The organism is Janthinobacterium fluminis (assembly GCF_028595325.1).
Classification (GTDB): Bacteria; Pseudomonadota; Gammaproteobacteria; order Burkholderiales; family Burkholderiaceae_D; genus Janthinobacterium; species Janthinobacterium fluminis.
Genome location: NZ_JAQQXR010000001.1, coordinates 346,706 through 365,177, shown reverse-complemented (window position 1 = coordinate 365,177; position 18,472 = coordinate 346,706). Strand labels below are relative to the sequence as shown.

Sequence of the window (18,472 nt, the reverse complement as noted above, 5' to 3'; positions counted from 1 at the left end):
TTCTCATGCTCCAATATTAACATCCAGACATCCCCCCGACGCAACGCGCATATGCGTATTTTTCTCACCGCATCGCCGCGCTGTTACTTCGACACGACAAATCCCGCCATATTGATGCCGCCATCCACGACAAAGACATTGGTCGGACCGGCGGGCGCGACCGGCACACCGTTCACCACCAGATCCGCGCCGGCTCCTGCTACCGTTGTCGTGCCGGCGTTGCTTGCCGGCGCCTCGGCGGCGACGGCCGGGCTGCCACTGCCGCTGTTCAACATCACATAGCTGAGGCTGTCCGGGCTGACCACCGTTGGGTTGGACAGCGGCAGATTGCTGCCATTGTTCAAGAACTGCTGCACGGGGAAGGTGCGTGGCACGAACTGCTGCGCATCCGCCGCGACGGCGAGCACGACCGGATCAGCAACGCCGGTAACAGGGGTAGGCGCTGGAATGACCGGAGTAGGAACGACGACCACTGGATTTGGCGTCGGTATAACTGGCGTAGGCGTAACGACGACGACTGGGTCCGGCGTTGATGGGGTTGGAACAATGACGACAGGTGGCGGAACAGGGGTCACCGCAGCCTGCGTGATGGTCAGCGCAGCAAGGTTAGCGTCGGCTTGAACAAATTGGTAATTGCCGTTGTTGGCATTCAAGCCAGCGCCATTAATCGCATAACGACCTGCGCCGCTTGTGCCGTCAGCGGGGCTGGAAAACGCCAGGGTGCCGCTGGTTGCCGATGCCAGAGTCTCGTCATTGACGAAGCCACTGACACTTCCGCTAAACACGGGGTTGGCAATGCCAGTGGACCTGTTGGCCGCGTTGGCAATGTAGCTCAATGTCGCCGGCGTGATCGTCAACGCGCCGTTGACGTAGCTGACCGCATAGTTCGACGCTTTGAAGGTGCCGCCTGCGGCTTCGCTGGCCGTGATGGCATATGGGCCGCCATTGACGCTGGCGCCGGCCGCACCGCCGGCGCTGGCCAGGGTGACGCTACCGACGGTTTCGCCGTTTTGCAGGCCGCTAGCGCTGAAGCCCGTCAGCGACGGCGTCTGGCCATAGACCTTGCTGGCGTCGTTCGCCGTCACCGTCAGCGTCGCCGGATTGATCGTCAGCGCGCCGGCGTTGCCGCCAGCCTGGACGAAGGTGTAGTTGCCGTTGTTGGCGCTCAGGCCGGAACCGTTGACGGCGTAGCTGCCGACGTCGCTGGTAGCCGTGGCCGCGCTGCCGAAGGCCAGCGTGCCGCTCGTCGCCGAGGCCAGGTTGTCGTCGTTGACGAAACCGCTCACGCTGCCGCCGAACGCGGGGTTGGCGCTGCCATACGCCCTGCTGGCGCCGTTGGCGCTGTAGCTCAGCGTTGCCGGCGTGACCGTCAACGCGCCGTTGACGTAGCTGACCGCATAGTTCGAGACATTGAAGGTGCCGCCGCTGGCGCCGCTGGCCGTGATGGCATATGGGCCGCCGTTGACGTTGGCACCGGCTGCGCCGCCGGCGCTGGCAAGGGTGACGCTGCCGACGGTTTCGCCGTTTTGCAGGCCGCTGGCGCTAAAGCCCGTCAGCGACGGCGTCTGGCCGTAAACCTTGCTGGCGTTGTTTGCCGTCACCGTCAGCGCCGCCGGATTGATCGTCAACGCGCCGTTGACGTAGCTGACCTCATAATTCGACGGTTTAAACGTGCCGCCTGCGACGCCGCTGGCCGTGATGGCATATGGGCCGCCATTGACGCTGGCGCCGGCCGCACCGCCGGCGCTGGCCAGGGTGACGCTGCCGACGGTTTCGCCGTTTTGCAGGCCGGAGGCACTGAAGCCCGTCAGCGACGGCGTCTGGCCGTAGACCTTGCTGGCGTTGTTCGCCGTCACCGTCAGCGCCGCCGGATTGATCGTCAGCGCGCCGGCGTTGCCGCCCGCCTGGACGAAGGTGTAGTTGCCGTTGTTGGCGCTCAGGCCGGAACCGTTGACGGCATAGCTGCCGACGTCGCTGGCAGCCGTGGCCGCGCTGCCGAAGGCCAGCGCGCCGCTCGTCGCCGAGGCCAGGTTGTCGTCGTTGACGAAACCGCTCACGCTGCCGCCGAACGCGGGGTTGGCGCTGCCATACGCCCTGCTGGCGCCGTTCGCGCTGTAGCTCAGCGTTGCCGGCGTGACCGTCAACGCGCCATTGACGTAGTTGACCGCATAGTTCGAGACATTGAAAGTTCCGCCGCTGGCGCCGCTGGCCGTGATGGCATACGGGCCGCCGTTGACGTTGGCACCGGCTGCGCCGCCGGCGCTGGCAAGGGTGACGCTGCCGACGGTTTCGCCGTTTTGCAGGCCGCTGGCGCTAAAGCCCGTCAGCGACGGCGTCTGGCCGTAAACCTTGCTGGCGTTGTTCGCCGTCACCGTCAACGCCGCCGGAGTAATCGTCAACGCGCCGTTGACGTAGCTGACCTCATAATTCGACGGCTTGAACGTGCCGCCTGCGACGCCGCTGGCCGTGATGGCATATGGGCCGCCGTTGACGCTGGCGCCGGCCGCACCGCCGGCGCTGGCAAGGGTGACGCTACCGACGGTTTCGCCGTTTTGCAGGCCGCTAGCGCTGAAGCCCGTCAGCGACGGCGTCTGGCCATAGACCTTGCTGGCGTCGTTCGCCGTCACCGTCAGCGCCGCCGGATTGATCGTCAGCGCGCCGGCGTTGCCGCCCGCCTGGACGAAGGTGTAGTTGCCGTTGTTGGCGCTCAGGCCGGAACCGTTGACGGCGTAGCTGCCGACGTCGCTGGTGGCCGTGGCCGCGCTGCCGAAGGCCAGCGTGCCGCTCGTCGCCGAGGCCAGGTTGTCGCCGTTGACGAAGCCGCTCACGCTGCCGCCGAACGCGGGGTTGGCGCTGCCATACGCCCTGCTGGCGCCGTTCGCGCCGTAGCTCAGCGTTGCCGGCGTGATCGTCAATGCGCCGTTGACGTAGCTGACCGTATAGTTCGAGGCTTTGAAGGTGCCGCCGCTGGCGCCGCTGGCCGTGATGGCATACGGGCCACCGCTGACGCTGGCGCCGGCTGTGCCGCCGGCGCTGGCAAGCGTGACGCTGCCGACGGTTTCGCCGTTTTGCAGGCCGCTGGCGCTAAAGCCCGTCAGCGACGGCGTCTGGCCGTAGACCTTGCTGACGTTGTTCGCCGTCACCGTCAGCGCCGCCGGATTGATCGTCAGCGCGCCGGCGTTGCCGCCAGCCTGGACGAAGGTGTAGTTGCCGTTGTTGGCGCTCAGGCCGGAACCGATGACGGCGTAGCTGCCGACGTCGCTGGTGGCCGTGGCCGCGCTGCCGAAGGCCAGCGTGCCGCTCGTCGCCGAGGCCAGGTTGTCGCCGTTGACGAAGCCGCTCACGCTGCCGCCGAACGCGGGATTGACGCTGCCATACGCCCTGCTGACGCCGTTCGCGCTGTAGCTCAGCGTTGCCGGCGTGATCGTCAATGCACCATTGACGTAGCTGACCGTATAGTTCGAGGCTTTGAAGGTGCCGCCTGCGGCACCGCTGGCCGTGATGGCATACGGGCCACCGCTGACGCTGGCGCCAGCTGTGCCGCCGGCGCTGGCAAGGGTGACGCTGCCGACGGTTTCGCCGTTTTGCAGGCCGCTGGCGCTAAAGCCCGTCAGCGACGGCGTCTGGCCGTAGACCTTGCTGGCGTCGTTCGCCGTCACCGTCAGCGCCGCCGGATTGATCGTCAGCGCGCCGGCGTTGCCGCCAGCCTGGACGAAGGTGTAGTTGCCGTTGTTGGCGCTCAGGCCGGAACCGTTGACGGCGTAGCTGCCGACGTCGCTGGTGGCCGTGGCCGCACTGCCGAAGGCCAGCGTGCCGCTCGTCGCCGAGGCCAGGTTGTCGCCGTTCACGAAGCCGCTCACGCTGCCGCCGAACGCGGGGTTGGCGCTGCCATACGCCCTGCTGGCAGTGTTCGCGCTGTAGCTCAGCGTTGCCGGCGTGATCGTCAACGCGCCGTTGACGTAGGCAATCGTGTAGTTCGACGGACTGAACGTGCCGCCGGTGGCACCGCTGGCCGTGATGGCATACGGGCCGCCGTTGACACTGGCGCCGGCTGCGCTACCGGCGCTGGCAAGCGTGACGCTGCCGACGGTTTCGCCGTTTTGCAGGCCGCTGGCGCTAAAGCCCGTCAGCGACGGCGTCTGCCCGTAGACCTTGCTGGCGCCATTCGCCGTCACCGTCAACGACGCCGGCGTGATGTTCGCGCTGGTGGAGATGGCCCCGCCCGGGACCGTGTAATTGCCCGCGTCGCTGCCCGACAGGCTCACGCCGCTGGCATTGACGGCAATGTTGTTGCCGACATTCGAGGACGCAAAGCCGGCGCCGGTGGCACTGAGAACCACATTGTCGCCCGCCAGGATGCCGCTGGCCGTGATGGCCGCCGCATTCGTGCCGTCATACACTTTGTTGGTGGCCTGTACATTCGTTAATGCCAGCGGCGTGATGCTGTAACTGCCGTGGTAATAGCCGATGGCGTAATTCGTCGAGTAATTCGTCGGATTGCAGGTCGCGCCCTTGCAAATCTGCGTGGAGGAATACGTGCCGACATTTTTGCTGCCGGTCGAGAAGGTCAGCGGAGCGCCACCGAGGTAGGTGGTGGTCGCCGCATTATCGGTGCCGCTCGGGCCGCCCAGCGAGGACAGCGTCAGGCCGCCGGAAATCAGGCTGGCGCCATCGTAGACCTTGCTTCCGTCCGGGGTAAACACATAAATACCCTGGGTCGCCATGTTCACGGCCTGGTAGTTGGCGTACAGATAACTGCCATTTGAACCGGGAACCACCAGCGTGCCGCAGTTCGGGTAGGACGAGCCGCACGGCGGCTTGATGGTAAAACTGGTCAGCTGCGGGTTGCCGTTGAGCTTGAACAACATGTCGGCGACCGACGGCGCGATAAACTGAATCCGCGCCTGTCCGCCGTTGTTGACCAGACCCAGCGCGCCATCCACATTCACCTGGTTGACGGCGTCGACTATCAGGTGGCCCGTCGTGCCGGACGTGGTGAATGTGGTCACGGTGCCCGAGTTGCCCTCGACGGCGAAACCGAATTCCTTGGCGGCGGTGGTGCTGATGCCGCTCATGTTGATGTTGCCGCCGCCGCTGTTGATGGCGGCGCCGGACTTGACATAGACGCCGGCCCCTGTGCCGCTGTAGTTGGAGCTGGTGGCCGAGGATTTTCCGTTGATGGTGATGTCGCCGCCGCCGGACAGGATGGATTTGCTTTGCTCGATGGTCACGGCCGGCAGGGCGGCGCTGCGGTTCAAGGCGTAGCCGATGCCATTGCTGGCGGTGCCGGCCGCGCCGCCGATCAAGATGCGGCCGCCGTTGGAGCCGAGGTTGGCGTTGATGTCGACGCCGCCCGTGGTGGCGCCGGCCGCGTTGCCCGCCGACAGGGTGATGTTCAACGCGCCGCTGCTGGACGTGATGTCGCTGTTGACGATGATGTTGTTATCCGCGCGCAAAGTCAGCGTGGCGGCGCCGCCGCCCGATTTGGTGATCGCGCTATTGACCGTGATGTCGCCGGCGCCGCTGCCGGTCGCGCCGTAACTGGCGCTATTGGACTGGGTCGTCACCGTCACGCTGGTGCCGCCGCTGAGCGTGCTGGCGATGAGGTAGGCAGAAGTTCCCGGCGTGCTGCCGCTGATCACATAATCATAGGGGTCGATCAGCCACTCGCCGCCCTTGCCCGTTTTGGCGCCGGCGTCGACCAGCAACTCGGGCGCCGTGTTGACCGTCGCCGCCGAGGTTTCGATAAAGCCGCCGTTGCCGCCGTGGGGGGCGCTGGCGTCGAGTTTGCCGCCGACCTCGATGCGGTCGTTCGTCATGTCGCCGAGCAGGCGGATTTCGCCTTTTGCGCCGCTGGCGAGGGTGCGCGCCTGGATCAAGCCGGTGTTATTGATGGCGGTGCTGGCCAGGTCGCCGGCCGCCTTCGCGCTCAGCAAAATGGTGCCGCCGTCGGCGCGGATCGCGCCGCCGTTGGCGATCAGGGCGTCGATGGCCGCCGCCGTCACTTGCACCTTGACGGGGCCGCCCAGGTCCAGCGTAACGGCGCTGCCGGCGCCGAGCGCCACGTTGCCGCCGTCGGCCAGCAGCGTGCCCGTGTTCTCGATCCGGGCGGCAATCAAGGCGATGCTGCCGCCGTGTTGCGCCGTGATGCTGCCGCGGTTGACGACGGCCTTGTCGCTGGCGCCCTGGAATTTGTAATTGCCCGCCATGAAATCATCGGTGGACAGGTTCAGCGTCGAGGCCACCAAGGCGCCGACGTTAACCTGGGCGCTAGGCGAGAACAGCACACCGTTCGGGTTGATCAGGAACACCTGCCCGTTCGACTGCAGCGCGCCTTGAATATTGGACACGTCCGCGCCCAGCACCCGGTTCAGCGCCACGGCGTCGCGCGAAGGCTGCACGAAGGTCACGGTATTGCCCTGGCCGATGCTGAAGCTTTGCCAGTCGGCCGCCATTTTCGGGCTCAGCTGCGTGATCGTCGTGCTCCTGGCCGCCTGACTGATGCTGCCGGCGCCGGCGACGATCTGCCCGCCCGTGGGCAAGTCCGCCGCCCCCGCCCCCGTCCCCAGCAACAAGCTCAACACCGCCGCGACGCCGCCGCGGCTGCGCGGCTTCTTGCCGCCCTTCTTGGCATTCTCGGCAACGGCGACAAAGGCGCCGGCATGATGACTCCAGATGAGGCGGTAGACGTGGTTGAGTGAAGGCCGGTGCATGATTGATCCTTATCAAAAATGGACTGCTGCTGGAATTAGAATATATTGACCTTCGGCAATACTCAATCAGTAATTGCGGGCCGGGAGAATAAAACAACAGCTTCGGCAAAAATAAAGCGGTGACACCAGGCGTAATGGACGTTTGATAAAAATGAAAAATATTGCACTGAATATTTTAGCAATTTTGTGATTTGAAATTTAGAATATTTTATTGTTTGGCGCACGATGACGGCACCAAAAAATACCAATTCTCATAGGAGAAAATGCAGGAACGAGGGAGACGGCGCGCGATATGATTTTTCGATAAACATTACGTTAACGCTTATTGAAAATATGGACAATGAAAACACATTCGAGTCGCTATCGATTAACAAGGAAGTTTTCGATGCAATAATCTGTGAGTTTCTCAAGCTATTGAATTGCCATCCGCCGCAAACGGCGCGGAGAATAAAAAAAGCGGGCTGTCGAATATGACAGCCCGCTTTGCCGAACAATGGCCGCAGCCGCGCTGCTTCTATCAGGCGGCGACCTTGTCGGCGATGCGTTGCGCCATCGCCTTCGCGTTATCGGCGCTTTTCGCCTCCACCATCACGCGTATCAAGGGCTCGGTGCCCGAGGCGCGTATCAGCACGCGGCCGGTGTCGCCCAGTTCGCGTTCGACTTTTTCCTTCTCGTCGACCATGGCCGGGTTCTTTTGCCAGTCGAAGCCGGCCGTCACGCGCAGGTTGATCAGCGTTTGCGGGAACAGCACCAGCTCGCTGCAGCACTGCTCCAGGCTCTTGCCGCTGCGTTTCAGCGCCGACAGCACTTGCAGGGCCGACACAATGCCATCGCCGGTGGTGTGCTTGTCCAGGCACAGCAAATGGCCCGAGCCCTCGCCGCCCAGTATCCAGCCGCGCTCCTTCATCACTTCCAGCACATAGCGGTCGCCCACCTTGGCGCGGGCGAAGCCGACGCCCATTTCCTTGAACAGCACTTCCAGCGCCATATTCGTCATCAGGGTGCCAACGGCGCCCGGCACCGGCCCCGTCGCCAGGCGGTCCTTGACCATCACGTAGAGCAACTCGTCGCCGTTGTACAGGCGGCCCTTGGCGTCGCACATGATCAGGCGGTCGGCGTCGCCGTCGAGGGCGATGCCGAGGTCGGCGCCGTGCTCGACGACGGCCGCCGCCATCGCCGCCGGGGCCGTCGCGCCGAAGCCGGCGTTGATGTTGAAGCCGTCCGGCTTGTTGCCGATGGCGATCACTTCGGCGCCCAGCTCATGGAACACGTGGGGGGCGATGTGGTAGGCGGCGCCGTGGGCGCAGTCGACGACGATTTTCAGGCCGCGCAGGTCGAGCTCGTTCGGGAAGGTGCTCTTGCAAAATTCGATGTAGCGGCCCTGGGCGTCGGCCAGGCGCTTGGCGCGGCCGAGCTTTTCCGAGGCCACGCAAGCCATCGGCATGTCCAACGCGTCCTCAATTTCCAGCTCGACGGCGTCGGGCAGCTTGGTGCCCTGGTCGGAGAAGAACTTGATGCCGTTGTCGTGGAAGGGGTTGTGCGAAGCGGAAATGACGACGCCGGCCGCCAGCCGCAGGGCCCGCGTCAGGTAGGCGATGGCCGGAGTCGGCATCGGGCCGGCCAGCATCACGTCAACGCCGGCGGCCGAGAAGCCCGCCTCCAACGCCGCTTCCAGCATATAGCCGGAAATGCGCGTGTCCTTGCCGATCAGCACGGTCGGCTTCACCGCCGCCGTCTGGGCCTTGGCCAGCACCTTGCCGGCCGCATAGCCGAGGCGCATGACGAAGTCCGGCGTGATGGGGCTTGCGCCGACGAGGCCACGGATACCGTCGGTGCCAAAATATTTACGCGTCATAGTGTTCTCTTCTCAATAGTTAATATCTGTACTCTCAATGCGCCGCCCGCCAGACGCTCAGCGCGTCGACAGTCTCAGCTACATCATGCACCCGGATGAGGTCGGCGCCATGCGCTACCGCAGCAAGCGCGCCGGCAAGACTGCCCGCCAGGCGCTGCTCGACCGGTTTGCCGGTGACGGCGCCCAGCATCGACTTGCGCGACAGGCCGGCCAGCATCGGCAGACCGAGTTCGGCGCGGATCTGCCCGCTGGCCTTGAGCAGCGCGTAATTGTGTTCGACCGTCTTGCCGAAACCATAGCCGAGGTCGATGCAAAGGCGCTCCCTTTCGATGCCGGCCGCCGTCAACTCTTCGACCCGCCGGCGCAGGAAATCGCTGACCTCGCGCACCACGTCGACGTAGTCGGGTTGCCGCTGCATGGTTTCCGGCGCATTTTGCATGTGCATAATACACAAGGCGCAGTCACTGTCGCGCACGGCTGAAATGGCGCCCGGCGCGCGGAAGGCGTTGATGTCGTTGATCATGTCGGCGCCGGCCAGGATGGCCTCGCGCATCACCTCGGGTTTATAGGTGTCGACCGACAGCGGCTTGCCGCAGTCGCGCAAGGCGTACAGCACCGGCATGACGCGCCGCAATTCTTCCTGCAGCGATAACTGCGGCGCGCCGGGACGGCTCGATTCGCCGCCGATATCGATGATGTCGACGCCGTCGGCAAGCATCTGCTCGGCGCGCGCCAGCGCGAATTCGAGCGACTGGAACTGGCCGCCGTCGGAAAAGGAATCGGGCGTGACGTTCAGTATGCCCATCACCAGGGCCTTGCCGCCCGGCGTCGTCAAGTTGAAGCCGAAGCGGCCGAACTGAAAATAGTGTCGCATGAAGTGTCAGTGAAACGGGGCAAATATTGCTTGCGTATTATACAATGAAAAAGGGCAAGGATCGCTCCTTGCCCCTGTCAGGCACGTGCCGGCCCTAGCGCATCAGGCTGGCGCCGTCACATTCGGCGAAATGCCGCCGGCGCCGCTGTCGCCGGAATTGCGGCGTGGCGGCACGCCCGTTTTCGGCAGGCGCGGCTCCAGGCCGGCCATGATGTCGTTGATCTGGTCGGCGTCGATGGTTTCCCATTCGAGCAGGGCCTTCGTCATCACTTCGACCTTGTCGCGGTTTTCTTCCAGCAATTTGCGCGACAGCGCGTACTGCGTGTCGAGCATGGCGCGGATTTCGGCGTCGACCTTTTGCTGGGTCGCCTCGGAAATCGTCTTCGCCGAACCGCCGAAGAAGCCGTCCTGCTGGCTGTCCTCGTAGACCATGACGCCCATGCTGTCGGACATGCCGAAGCGCGTCACCATCGAGCGCGCCAGCTTGGTCGCGCGCGAGAAGTCGTTCGAGGCGCCCGTCGACATCTGGCCGACGAAGATTTCCTCGGCGATGCGGCCGCCGAACAGGATGGAAATCTCTTCCAGCATCTTGTCCTTGTAGCCGGACAGGTTGTCATGCTCGGGCAACTGCCAGGTCAGGCCGAGGGCGTAGCCGCGCGGCATGATGGTGACCTTGTGCACCGGATCGGCCTTGGGCAGCAGCTTGGCGACGACGGCGTGGCCGGACTCGTGGTAAGCCGTGTTGCGGCGCTCTTCCTCGCGGATGATCATCGACTTGCGCTCCGGACCCATGAAGATCTTGTCTTTCGCGTCTTCGAAGTCGGCCATTTCCACCAGGCGCTTGCTGCGGCGGGCGGCGAACAGGGCCGCCTCGTTGACGAGGTTGGCCAGGTCGGCGCCGGAGAAGCCCGGCGTGCCGCGGGCCAGCAAGTCGGCCTTGACGTCGGTGCCGATCGGCACTTTGCGCATGTGCACGTTCAAGATCTGTTCGCGGCCGCGGATGTCCGGCAGGCCGACCGAGACTTGGCGGTCGAAGCGGCCGGGGCGCAGCAGCGCCTTGTCGAGCACGTCGGCGCGGTTGGTCGCGGCCACGACGATGACGCCGGAATTGGCCTCGAAGCCGTCCATTTCGACGAGCAGCTGGTTCAAGGTTTGCTCGCGCTCATCGTTGCCGCCGCCCATGCCGGCGCCGCGGTGGCGGCCGACGGCGTCGATCTCGTCGATGAAGATGATGCACGGCGAATGCTTCTTGGCGTTTTCAAACATGTCGCGCACGCGCGAGGCGCCCACGCCGACGAACATTTCCACGAAGTCGGAACCGGAAATCGAGAAGAACGGCACTTTCGCCTCGCCGGCGATGGCGCGCGCCAGCAGGGTTTTACCGGTGCCCGGCGGGCCGACCATCAGCACGCCGCGGGGGATGCGCCCGCCCAGCTTCTGGAACTTGGTGGGATCCTTGAGGAAGTCGACCACTTCGTTGACCTCTTCCTTGGCCTCGTCGCAACCGGCGACGTCGGCGAAGGTGACGGTGTTGTTGGCCTCATCCATCATGCGCGCCTTCGACTTGCCGAACGAGAAAGCCCCGCCCTTGCCGCCGCCCTGCATCTGCCGCATGAAGAACACCCAGACGCCGATCAACAGCAGCATCGGGAACCATGACACGAACACTTGTTGCAGGAAAGACTGCTCTTCCGGCGGACGGACGTCGAAACGCACGCCGTTTTCGCGCAGGTCGCCGATCAGGCCGCGGTCCAGTCCGGTGGCGGTGGCGCGCACCTTGCTGTCGTCGGTGCGGGTGGCGGTAATCGCCGCGCCCTCGATCAGCACTTCCTTGATGCGCTTGGCCTTGACTTCATCGAGCAAATCGGAATAAGCGATGGTCTTGCTGCCGCCCGTGCCGCTGTGACTGTTGAATTGATTGAACAACATGAACAGCAGCAGCGCGACGACTACCCAGATGGCAGATTTGGAAAACATGTTATTCACGAAGACTCCTTGGATGCGGTAGGCATCTTTTTCCTATAGCAGAAACACGATTTTACTCGCAATAAGCGGGCCGTGCCAAAGCCCGCCGATCCGTGCACGCAAAAATACCACGGCCCGCGGGCGGCGCAACGCCGGCAGGCAAGCCGCACTAGCCTTGCGATGCTCTCATGACATCACCCTTCCCTGCCTGGATGTGCGGCCACAACTGTTAAATATCAAGGGGCGTTTCGTCATGGGCCGGCTTATTTTCCACCGGGTGCTTGACGCCCCGTCCCAGCAGGAAGATTTCCGACGACTTGTCGCGGCTGGCCTTGGGCTTTTTCTGCGTGACGACCTTGAACTCGGCGCGGAACTTCTCGACGATCTGGCTGTAACCCATGCCGTTGAAGCACTTGACCAACAGGCAACCCGACGTTTTCAGGTGCAACTGCGAAAATTCGATGGCCAGGTCGATCAAATGCTCCATGCGCGCCGCGTCGGCCGTGGCGATGCCCGACAGATTCGGCGCCATGTCCGACAAGACCAGGTCCGCTTTGCGTCCCTGCAACACCACCTCCAGCTGGCGCAGCACGCGCGCCTCGCGGAAATCGCCCTGGATGAAGTGGAAGTCGGCGATCGGCTCCATCTCCAGCATGTCCAGGCCGATCAAGGTGCCGTCGATGCCGCCGCCGTCCTTGCCGGCCAGCTTGCGCCGCGTGTACTGGGCCCAGCTGCCGGGGGTGCAGCCGAGGTCGACGATGACCTGGCCCGGCTTGATGAGTTTTTCGTCCTCGTCGATTTCCTTGAGCTTGTAGGCGGCCCGGGCACGGTAGCCCTCTTTCTGCGCCAACTTCACATAAGGATCATTTATGTGGTCGTGCAACCAGTTTTTGTTTAATTTCTTCTTTGCCATTCGCGTAGAATACTGCTTTTAAGGGAATTACTAAAAATTATTATGCTAAAACTTACACCCGTTGAGCGCAGCGCACTGCGCGCCGAAGCACACGCGCTGAAGCCTATCGTCATCATTGGCGAAGCGGGCTTGACACCTGCCGTACTCAAAGAAATCGATCTGGGCCTGGATTCGCACGGTCTGATTAAGGTCCGCGTGTTCGGCGACGACCGCGAAGCCCGCGTCGGGATGTACGAGACGATTTGCGGCGATCTCGGCGCCGCTCCGGTACAACATATAGGCAAACTGCTGGTGCTCTACCGTCCGAAAAAAGAAGTGGTCAAGGAACGCAGCGCCACCACCGGCAAGGGTATGCGCGAAGTGACCATCGTCAAGGCCAGTGCCAGCGGGACCAAACGTCCATCCGTCACCAAGGTCATGATCAAAGGCAACGAACGCGTCACCGAAGGTGGCTCCATCAAGCGCGCCAAGCCGCGCCAGAAGAGCGCCAAGAAAAGCGCGCTGGGCAGCAAGTAAGCCCAGCCAGGCTGTCCGCCCGCCATTTTTTTGTCCCGCTATTTACTCTTGCTTCCAGATCAACACGGCGGCCAGCGCGCTCTGCGCCAGATACACCAGCATCGAGACGCCGTGCAGCATGCCGAACAGCTTGCGCTGCGGCGAGGCGTCCAGGCCGCCCGGGCCGGCCGCCTCGCGTATCGCCGCGATGAGGGGCTGGATGCCCAGGTAGTTCAGCAGCACGCAAGCCAGCATGGCCAGCACCAGGCCGGTCAGCAGGCGGCGCCGGCGCGGCGCCAAGCCGGCCGCGTCCCGGCGCAGCAGCGCCAGCATCAGCAGCGCGAAGGCGGCCGACAGCACGGCGCCGTTGCGGAACATGCTGCCGGCGATGCTGCCGGCCAGCGCCCGGTCGGACAGGGTGGCGAACAGGGTAGGCGCCACCAGATAGCCGACGGTCCACAGGCTGCCGGCCCACAGTGTTGCAACTACGACACGCAAACGGGCCAGCGGCATCAGATGTACAGCACTTCCAGGATTTCGTATTCGCGCGGGCCGGACGGCGCCTGCACCTCGACGACGTCGCCGGCATACTTGCCGATCAGCGCGCGGGCGATCGGCGAGGTCACCGACACCTTATTGAGTTTCAGGTCGGCTTCATCCAGGCCGACGATCTGGTAGGTCACCTTGGTGCCCAGTTCCAGGTCTTCCAGGTTGACGGTCGAGGCGAACACGACGCGGCCTTCCGCGTCCAGCGTGGTCGGATCGATGATTTGCGCGGCGCCCAGCTTGCCTTCGAGCTCGGCGATGCGGCCCTCGACGAAGGCCTGGCGCTCCTTGGCGGCATCGTATTCGGCGTTTTCCGACAGGTCGCCGTGGGAACGCGCTTCGGCGATCGCGTCGATCACGAGGCGGCGCTCTTTGGTCTTCAAATGGTGCAGCTCTTCCTTCAGGAGTTCTGCGCCGAATTTGGTCAGTGGGACTGTGGTCATGTTTTATCTACTATGTTGTCGGTGGAGCGGGTCCACCAAGTGAAAACCACAGAGGCCGCGCAAAACTGCCGCGCGGGGCTCTGTGGTCAAAGGTGCCGCAAAAAGCTTAGTGTAAGGTTTTATGCAGACCTTGTAAATCATAGACGCGCAACTCGTCCAGATGGCGGATGCCCTCCACGGCCGCCTCGGCGCCGGCGATGGTCGTGTAGGTGGTCACGCGCGCGGCCAGGGCCGAGGTGCGGATGGCCCGCGAATCGACGATGGCGCTGCGCTTTTCCTCGACGGTGTTGACGACCAGAACGATTTCATGGTTCTTGATCATGTCGACGATGTGCGGACGGCCTTCGATCACCTTGTTCACCGGCGTCACGGGGATGCCGGCGGCGGCGATGACGGCGGCCGTGCCTTTCGAGGCCACCAGCGTGAAGCCGCTGTCGACCAGGTCGCGCGCCACCTGCACGGCGCGCGGCTTGTCCGATGCCTTGACGCTGAGGAAGACCTTGCCCGACTTCGGCAGCTTGACGCCGGCGCCCAGCTGCGACTTGACGAAGGCTTCGCCGAAGGTCATGCCCACGCCCATCACCTCGCCGGTCGACTTCATCTCCGGTCCGAGGATGGTGTCGACGCCGGGGAATTTGACGAAGGGGAAGACGGCTTCCTTGACGCTGAAGTAAGGCGGCACGACTTCCTCGGTGACCCCCTGCGAGGCCAGCGACTGGCCGACCATGCAGCGGGCGGCGATCTTGGCCAGCTGCAGGCCGGTGGCTTTCGACACGAAAGGCACGGTGCGCGAGGCGCGCGGGTTCACTTCCAGCACGTAGACGACGTCCTGCATCTGGCCGTCGACGTCCTGGCGCTGGATGGCGAACTGCACGTTCATCAGGCCGACCACGTTCAAGCCCTTGGCCATCAGCGAGGTCTGGCGCTTCAGTTCGGCGATGGTTTGCGGCGCCAGCGAGTACGGCGGCAGCGAGCAGGCCGAGTCGCCCGAGTGCACGCCGGCCTGTTCGATGTGCTCCATGACGCCGCCGATGAAGGTGGTTTCGCCGTCGGAGATGCAATCGACGTCGACTTCGATGGCGTCGTTGAGGAAGCGGTCCAGCAGCACCGGCGAGTCGTGCGACACCTTGACGGCTTCGCGCATATAGCGCTCCAGGTCGCGCTGCTCGTGGACGATTTCCATGGCCCGGCCGCCCAGCACGTAGGACGGGCGCACCACCAGCGGGTAGCCGATTTCCTGGGCCAGGGCCAGCGCGTCCGCCTCGGTGCGGGCGGTGCGGTTAGGCGGCTGGCGCAGGTTCAGCGCGTGCAGCATCTGCTGGAAGCGCTCGCGGTCTTCGGCCGCGTCGATCATGTCGGGCGAGGTGCCGATGATGGGCACGCCGTTCGCCTCCAGGTCCAGCGCCAGCTTCAGCGGCGTCTGGCCGCCGTACTGGACGATGACGCCGACGGGTTTTTCCAGCGCGACGATTTCCAGCACGTCTTCCAGCGTCAGCGACTCGAAATACAGGCGGTCCGAGGTGTCGTAGTCGGTCGACACGGTTTCCGGGTTGCAGTTGACCATGATGGTCTCGTAACCGTCTTCGCGCATCGCCAGCGCCGCGTGCACGCAGCAGTAGTCGAACTCGATGCCCTGGCCGATGCGGTTCGGGCCACCGCCCAGCACCATGATCTTCTTCTTGTCGGTCGGCTGCGACTCGCACTCCTCGTCGTAGGTCGAGTACATATACGCCGTGTCGGTCGAGAATTCCGCCGCGCAGGTGTCGACCCGCTTGTAGACGGGGCGGATGTTGAGCGCGTGGCGCTTGGCGCGCACGGCCGTGTCCGTGGTTTGCAGCAGGAAGCCCAGACGGCGGTCCGAGAAGCCCTTCTGCTTCAATTTGTACAGCGTGGCCTTGTCCAGGGTGTCAAGCGACTGGGTGTCGAGCCACAGTTCCAGGTCGACGATTTCCTTGATCTGTATCAGGAACCACGGGTCGATGCGGGTCAGCTGGTGCACCTCTTCCATCGTGAAGCCCTGGGCGAAGGCGTCGCCGACGTACCAGATGCGCTCCGGGCCAGGCTCGCCCAGCTCTTCCTCGATCTTCTCGCGGTCCTTGGTCTTCTCGTTCAGGCCGTCCACGCCCACCTCCAGGCCGCGCAGGGCCTTCTGGAACGATTCCTGGAAGGTGCGGCCGATCGCCATCACCTCGCCCACCGATTTCATCTGCGTGGTCAGGTGGTGGTCGGCGGTGGGGAATTTCTCGAACGTGAAACGGGGGATCTTCGTGACCACGTAGTCGATCGACGGCTCGAACGAGGCCGGGGTGGCGCCGCCGGTGATTTCGTTGCGCAACTCGTCGAGCGTGAAGCCGACCGCCAGCTTGGCGGCGATCTTGGCGATCGGGAAGCCGGTGGCCTTCGAGGCCAGCGCCGACGAGCGCGACACGCGCGGATTCATCTCGATGACGATCATGCGGCCGTCGGCCGGGTTGATCGAGAACTGCACGTTGGAGCCGCCCGTGTCGACGCCGATCTCGCGCAGCACCGCCAGCGAGGCGTTGCGCATGATCTGGTATTCCTTGTCCGTCAGCGTCTGCGCCGGCGCGACCGTGATCGAGTCGCCGGTGTGCACGCCCATCGGGTCGAGGTTTTCGATCGAGCAGATGATGATGCAGTTGTCCGCCTTGTCGCGCACCACTTCCATCTCGTACTCTTTCCAGCCGATCAGCGATTCCTCGATCAGCAATTCCTTGGTCGGCGACGCCTCCAGGCCGCGCTTGCAGATCGTCTCGAACTCTTCCTCGTTGTAGGCGATGCCGCCGCCGGTGCCGCCCATGGTGAACGAGGGGCGGATGATGACGGGGAAGCCCAGCTCGCGCTGCACGGCCCAGGACTCGTCCATCGTGTGGGCGACGCCGGACTTGGCCGAACCCAGGCCGATCTTGGTCATCGCCTGCTTGAACTTGGAGCGGTCCTCGGCCTTGTCGATGGCTTCCGGCGAGGCGCCGATCAGCTCGACGTTGTACTTGCTCAGCACGCCGTTATTGTGCAGGTCCAGCGCGCAGTTCAGCGCCGTCTGGCCGCCCATCGTCGGCAGGATCGCGTCGGGGCGCTCCTCGGCGATGATGCGCTCGACCACTTTCCAGGTGATCGGCTCGATGTAGGTGACGTCGGCCATTTCCGGGTCCGTCATGATGGTCGCTGGATTGCTGTTGACCAGGATGACTTTGTAACCCTCTTCGCGCAGGGCCTTGCACGCTTGCGCGCCGGAATAGTCGAACTCGCAGGCTTGACCGATGACGATCGGGCCGGCGCCAATAATCAGAATACTTTTAATATCTAAACGTTTAGGCATTTTTCTTTTTCTCCTCCGCAGCCATCAAAGCGATGAAGCGGTCAAACAGGTAGGCAACATCCATCGGGCCGGGCGACGCTTCAGGGTGGCCCTGGAAGCAGAAGGCCGGCTTGTCCGTGCGGGCGAAGCCCTGCAGCGAGCCGTCGAACAGCGATTGGTGGGTGACGCGGCAATTGGCCGGCAAGGTGGCGACGTCGACGGCGAAACCGTGGTTCTGCGAGGTGATCAGGACCTGCTTCGTTTCCAGGTCCTGCACCGGGTGGTTGGCGCCGTGGTGGCCGAATTTCATCTTCAGCGTCTTGGCGCCGGAGGCCAGCGCCATGATCTGGTGGCCCAGGCAGATGCCGAACACGGGGATGCCGCGCTCGATCAGCTCCTTGGTTGCGGCGATCGCGTAGTCGCACGGCTCCGGGTCGCCGGGGCCGTTCGACAGGAAGATGCCGTCCGGGTTCAGCGCCAGCGCGTCGGCGGCCGAGGCCTGGGCCGGCAGCACCGTCACCTTGCAGCCGCGCGCCGTCAGCATGCGCAGGATGTTGCGCTTGACGCCGTAGTCGAAGGCCACCACGTGGTAGGCCGGGTCGGCCAGCTTGCCGTAGCCTTCGCCCAGGGTCCACTCGGTTTCCGTGTACTCGTAGGCGTTCTTGGTCGAGACCACCTTGGCCAGGTCCATGCCGGTCAGGCCGGGGAAGGAGCGGGCCAGTTCCAGCGCCTGCGCGGCGGACGGCTCGTTGCCTTGGGTGCCGACCAGGATGGCGCCGCTCTGCGCGCCCTTTTCGCGCAGGATGCGGGTCAGCTTGCGGGTGTCGATGCCGGCGATGGCGACGATGTTCTCCGCCTTCAGGTAGTCGGACAAGGACTGGGTCGAGCGGAAGTTCGAGGCGAGCAGTGGCAGGTCGCGGATGATCAGACCGGCGGCGTGCACCTTGGACGATTCCACGTCCTCCGGGTTGACGCCGGTGTTGCCGATATGCGGGTAAGTCAGGGTCACGATCTGGCGGCAGTAGCTCGGATCGGTGAGGATTTCCTGGTAGCCGGTCATGGAGGTATTGAATACCACCTCGCCCGTCGTGTGACCGGCGGCGCCGATAGAAAATCCTTTGAAAATCGTTCCATCAGCAAGCGCTAGAATGGCTGGAACGGCAGGGCCAGAAAAAAATGGCGGCAAGGGCAACTCCTGATAAAGTTACCGTAGCTGCGCCACGTCAGACCGACCGCCAAGCGTCCCCTGCAGCGTAGCGGCAAGGGTGTCGGCGGTCATAATGAATGATGGGATGGTGGTAGTCGCTACGGTATGTGTAAGAATGGCTAAACCTTGCAATTATAGCGCAAAC

10 protein-coding genes are annotated in these 18,472 nt (G+C 64.0%); 1 reads left to right on the top strand and 9 read right to left on the bottom strand.

Annotation, left to right across the window (positions count from 1 at the left end; all coding sequences use genetic code 11):
- Positions 1-83: 83 nt before the first annotated feature.
- The 5 genes from OIK44_RS01715 to OIK44_RS01695 all read right to left on the bottom strand — a co-directional run bounded on the left by OIK44_RS01715 (position 84) and on the right by OIK44_RS01695 (position 12,320).
- The gene (locus OIK44_RS01715; protein ID WP_273668928.1) at positions 84-6,713 is read right to left on the bottom strand and encodes an MBG domain-containing protein; all 6,630 of its coding nucleotides are present in this window, start codon (positions 6,711-6,713) and stop codon (positions 84-86) included.
- A gap of 517 nt (positions 6,714-7,230) precedes the next feature.
- Positions 7,231-8,568: a phosphoglucosamine mutase gene (glmM, locus tag OIK44_RS01710; RefSeq protein ID WP_273668927.1), complete on the bottom strand. Its 1,338-nt coding sequence runs from the start codon at positions 8,566-8,568 to the stop codon at positions 7,231-7,233.
- 34 nt (positions 8,569-8,602) lie between these two features.
- Positions 8,603-9,442 (bottom strand): dihydropteroate synthase, encoded by an 840-nt coding sequence (gene folP / locus OIK44_RS01705; protein ID WP_273668926.1) that lies wholly within the window; start codon positions 9,440-9,442, stop codon positions 8,603-8,605.
- A 102-nt stretch (positions 9,443-9,544) separates the two neighbouring features.
- Complete coding sequence (gene ftsH / locus OIK44_RS01700) at positions 9,545-11,428, bottom strand: ATP-dependent zinc metalloprotease FtsH (protein WP_273668925.1); 1,884 nt, start codon at positions 11,426-11,428, stop codon at positions 9,545-9,547.
- Positions 11,429-11,636: 208 nt separating this feature from the next.
- Positions 11,637-12,320, bottom strand: coding sequence for an RlmE family RNA methyltransferase (locus OIK44_RS01695; protein ID WP_273668924.1), 684 nt, complete (start codon positions 12,318-12,320; stop codon positions 11,637-11,639).
- Between the two features lie 42 nt (positions 12,321-12,362).
- Here OIK44_RS01695 and OIK44_RS01690 point away from each other — a divergent pair, with 42 nt between their 5' ends.
- Positions 12,363-12,836, top strand: coding sequence for a YhbY family RNA-binding protein (locus OIK44_RS01690; protein ID WP_273668923.1), 474 nt, complete (start codon positions 12,363-12,365; stop codon positions 12,834-12,836).
- A 42-nt stretch (positions 12,837-12,878) separates the two neighbouring features.
- On the opposite strand, the gene OIK44_RS01685 is transcribed toward OIK44_RS01690, so the two are convergent.
- The 4 genes from OIK44_RS01685 to carA all read right to left on the bottom strand — a co-directional run bounded on the left by OIK44_RS01685 (position 12,879) and on the right by carA (position 18,306).
- Positions 12,879-13,328, bottom strand: a complete 450-nt coding sequence (locus tag OIK44_RS01685; RefSeq protein WP_273668921.1) for a DUF4149 domain-containing protein — start codon at positions 13,326-13,328, stop codon at positions 12,879-12,881.
- Positions 13,328-13,804 (bottom strand): transcription elongation factor GreA, encoded by a 477-nt coding sequence (gene greA, locus OIK44_RS01680; RefSeq protein WP_273668920.1) that lies wholly within the window; start codon positions 13,802-13,804, stop codon positions 13,328-13,330. The genes OIK44_RS01685 and greA overlap by 1 nt, the downstream gene beginning before the upstream one ends.
- Before the next feature lie 106 nt (positions 13,805-13,910).
- A complete protein-coding gene (gene carB, locus OIK44_RS01675; RefSeq protein WP_273668919.1) occupies positions 13,911-17,141 on the bottom strand; it encodes a carbamoyl-phosphate synthase large subunit in 3,231 nt (1,076 codons plus the stop codon).
- A complete protein-coding gene (gene carA / locus OIK44_RS01670) occupies positions 17,134-18,306 on the bottom strand; it encodes a glutamine-hydrolyzing carbamoyl-phosphate synthase small subunit (RefSeq protein ID WP_273668918.1) in 1,173 nt (390 codons plus the stop codon). Before carA ends, carB begins: the two co-directional genes overlap by 8 nt.
- Positions 18,307-18,472 lie beyond the last annotated feature (166 nt).

Coding starts and splice junctions, on each gene's coding strand:
- OIK44_RS01715 (WP_273668928.1), bottom strand. CDS start 6,713: ATGCACCGGCCTTCACTCAACCACGTCTACCGCCTCATCTGGAGTCAT.
- glmM (WP_273668927.1), bottom strand. CDS start 8,568: ATGACGCGTAAATATTTTGGCACCGACGGTATCCGTGGCCTCGTCGGC.
- folP (WP_273668926.1), bottom strand. CDS start 9,442: ATGCGACACTATTTTCAGTTCGGCCGCTTCGGCTTCAACTTGACGACG.
- OIK44_RS01695 (WP_273668924.1), bottom strand. CDS start 12,320: ATGGCAAAGAAGAAATTAAACAAAAACTGGTTGCACGACCACATAAAT.
- OIK44_RS01690 (WP_273668923.1), top strand. CDS start 12,363: ATGCTAAAACTTACACCCGTTGAGCGCAGCGCACTGCGCGCCGAAGCA.
- OIK44_RS01685 (WP_273668921.1), bottom strand. CDS start 13,328: ATGCCGCTGGCCCGTTTGCGTGTCGTAGTTGCAACACTGTGGGCCGGC.
- greA (WP_273668920.1), bottom strand. CDS start 13,804: ATGACCACAGTCCCACTGACCAAATTCGGCGCAGAACTCCTGAAGGAA.
- carB (WP_273668919.1), bottom strand. CDS start 17,141: ATGCCTAAACGTTTAGATATTAAAAGTATTCTGATTATTGGCGCCGGC.